3 protein-coding genes are annotated in these 2,935 nt (G+C 69.6%); all 3 read left to right on the top strand.

The genetic code is table 11. From position 1 onward, the window contains the following. The first annotated feature begins 134 nt into the window (after window positions 1-134). On the top strand, window positions 135-704 hold the full coding sequence (locus ABZS97_RS43745; protein ID WP_356149600.1) for a helix-turn-helix domain-containing protein: 570 nt from the start codon (window positions 135-137) through the stop codon (window positions 702-704). A gap of 101 nt (window positions 705-805) precedes the next feature. Next, entirely contained in the window at window positions 806-2,311 is a 1,506-nt protein-coding gene (locus ABZS97_RS43740; protein WP_356149597.1) for a DHA2 family efflux MFS transporter permease subunit, read from the top strand. A gap of 122 nt (window positions 2,312-2,433) precedes the next feature. Next, window positions 2,434-2,814, top strand: a complete 381-nt coding sequence (locus tag ABZS97_RS43735) for a DUF3291 domain-containing protein (protein ID WP_356149594.1) — start codon at window positions 2,434-2,436, stop codon at window positions 2,812-2,814. Window positions 2,815-2,935 lie beyond the last annotated feature (121 nt).

The following is a 2,935-nucleotide window of genomic DNA, read 5'->3' as shown; positions in this document are numbered from 1 at the left end:
GGCGCTCGCCATAGCGAGCGCCCCTTACCTGCACCGCCTTCGTACCGCCGTCGTACGTCCTCGTACCGCCCTGGTACCGCCTCTCCGAGACGCCCCCCTTGACGTAGTTAGTGATTGAGTACTAACTTACTCGCATGGTCAGGATGAGCGCAGAAGAGAGGCGTGAAAGCGTCATTCGCGCGGCGATGAGCGAGTTCGCCCTCGGCGGCTTCTACGGGACGTCCACCGAGGCGATCGCCAAGCGCGTCGGTGTCTCGCAGCCGTACCTCTTCAGGCTCTTCCCTGGCAAGAAGGCGATCTTCCTCGCGGCGTCCGAACGCTGTGTGGAGGAGACCATCCGCACGTTCGTGGATGCCGCCGAGGGGTTGGAGGGCGAAGAGGCCCTGCATGCCATGGCGAACGCGTACACCAAGGTCATCGCGGAACGGCCCGAGCAGCTGATGATGCAGATGCAGATGTACGTGGCGGTGGGCGCCGCCGAGCAGATGGGCGAACACGAGTTCGGCGAGGCGGTGCGGGCGGGCTGGATGCGGTTGTGGGACGCCGTTCATCTGCCACTCGGTGCCGACATCGACGGAACGACGACCTTCATGGCGTACGGGATGCTCATCAACTGCCTGGTGGCCATGGGTTTCCCGCCCGAGCACCGGGTGTGGGAAGGCCTCTACCCGTCGGCGCGGATCAAGGGCCGGCTGGAGAAGTAGAGGAAGCGGAAGAGGTAGGGGCGTTTTCAGCGCCTCTTCATGATCATCAAAGTTAGTCAGCAATAACTAACCAATCCTGATGGCCACTCTCTGGGGGAGCGATGTCACAGCAGTCCGAGCAGGGCATATCGAGCGATCGGACCGAAAGGCCCGACGGGACCGAACAGACCGCACGCCGCGGAGGCGTCGTCTGGGCCCTCGTCATCACCAGCGTCGCCGGCTTCATGGCGGCCCTCGACAACCTCGTCGTCACCACCGCGCTGCCCTCCATCCGCAAGGATCTCGGGGGAGCGCTGGACGACCTGGAGTGGACGGTGAGTGCCTACACGCTCACCTTCGCCGTACTGCTGATGTTCGGCGCTGCGCTCGGCGACCGGTTCGGCCGCCGTCGGCTCTTCCTCGCCGGACTCACCGTCTTCACCGGCGCGTCCGCCGCCGCGGCCATGGCGCCCGGCATCGACTCGCTGATCGCCGCCCGCGCGGTGCAGGGCGTCGGTGCGGCGATCATGATGCCGTTGACGCTCACCCTGCTGACGGCCGCGGTTCCCGCCGCCAAGCGCGGGATGGCGTACGGGATATGGGGAGCCGTGAACGGCCTCGCGGTCGCCTCCGGGCCCCTGATCGGCGGCAGTCTCACCGAACACGTGTCCTGGCACTGGATCTTCTGGCTGAACGTTCCGCTCGGCCTGGCCCTGCTGCCCCTGGCCCGCCTGCGCCTCGCCGAGTCGCACGGCACCGGCGCCCCGCTCGACATCCCCGGCACCCTGCTCGCCAGCGGCGGCCTCTTCGGGATCGTCTACGGCCTGGTCCGCGGGCCCGCCGACGGCTGGACCAGCTCCCTCGTCCTGACCGGCCTCGTCGCGGGCGCCGCGCTGCTCGCAGGCTTCGTCATCCACGGCATCCGCGCCAAGAACCCCATGCTCCCGATGCGGCTGTTCCGCTCCCGCGCCTTCGCCGGCATCAACGCGGCGAGCCTGCTGATGTTCCTCGGGATGTTCGGGTCGATCTTCCTGCTCAGCCAGTACATGCAGGGCGTCCTCGGCTACTCGCCCACCGAGGCGGGGCTGCGGATGCTGCCCTGGACCGGTATGCCGATGCTCGTCGCGCCGATCGCCGGCATCCTCTCCGACCGGATCGGGGGCCGTCCGGTCGTCGCCGCCGGTCTGTTCTTCCAGGCGGCCGGCCTCGGTTACATGGCCTCCGTGGTCACGGTCGACGCCTCGTACGCCGTGCAGCTGCCCGGCCTGATCCTCAGCGGCATCGGCATGGCGCTGTTCTTCGCCCCCGCAGCCAACCTGGTCATGTCCAGCGTCCTGCCGCAGGAGCAGGGCATCGCCTCCGGCGCGAACAACGCTCTCCGCGAGGTCGGCGGCGCGCTCGGCATCGCGGTGATGTCCTCGATCTTCTCCGCGCAGGGCGGCTACGACTCCGCGCAGAACTTCGTGGACGGCCTGCAGCCGGCGCTCGTGGTGGGCGCCGCGGTGGTGGCCCTGGCAGGGATCGCGGCCCTGGTCATCCCGGCGAGGCGGCGCGCGGCAGAGACAGCTGCGGACGCGGAGGCCGTCGCCTCCCCCCCGGCGCCCGCCCTCGAAACCGTCTCGCACTGAACGCCGCGATTGCGGTCTCGCACCGAACGCCGCCGCGAAGCGGACTCGCGCCGAACTTCGCCGCGAAGCCGTCTCGCACCGAACGCCCTCGAAGTCGCCCAGGCCCCGGAAGGAGCCAGATCATGCCCACCCTCCCTTGGACCGTGCCGAACACGCCGCCGCAGGGTGCCGAGATCCACGTCTTCGCCTCCCGTTTCGAGACCCGCACCCTCTGGGGAGCGCTGAAGTTCTTCGCCAGGACGCCCGGCGTGTGGCGGCAGGTGAGCCGAGCGCCCGGCGCGTACGGGGCGTCCCTGAAGGCGCAGCCGCTGCGGCGCACCTTCTGGACGCTGTCCGCCTGGGAGTCGCCCGCGGCGCTCAAGGACTTCGCCCGCTCCGGCACCCACGCACCGACGTCCCGGGGCCTGGCCGCCGAGATGAGCGACGCGAAGTTCGCCACCTGGACGGCGAACAGCGACGATCTTCCGCTCGACTGGAGCGAGGCGTTCCGGCGCCTGACGTGAGGTGACGTGACGGATCGGACCTGATGTGAACGGCACGCGCGCGTACGGCCCCGCTCCCACCGGCGGGGCCGTACGCGCGCGGGCCGGGCCGGGAACCACGGCGAGGGCTGTCTCCGGGGTG

Origin of the sequence: Streptomyces sp. NPDC005485 (genome assembly GCF_040606085.1) — a bacterium.
GTDB lineage: Bacteria > Actinomycetota > Actinomycetes > Streptomycetales > Streptomycetaceae > Streptomyces.
Note: the sequence above shows the minus strand (reverse complement) of the source record. Positions and strands in the feature narration are given on the sequence as shown.

What these genes read in the sequence shown, in the direction of transcription:
- ABZS97_RS43745 (WP_356149600.1), top strand. Translation starts at nt 135, where the DNA reads ATGGTCAGGATGAGCGCAGAAGAGAGGCGTGAAAGCGTCATTCGCGCG.
- ABZS97_RS43740 (WP_356149597.1), top strand. Translation starts at nt 806, where the DNA reads ATGTCACAGCAGTCCGAGCAGGGCATATCGAGCGATCGGACCGAAAGG.
- ABZS97_RS43735 (WP_356149594.1), top strand. Translation starts at nt 2,434, where the DNA reads ATGCCCACCCTCCCTTGGACCGTGCCGAACACGCCGCCGCAGGGTGCC.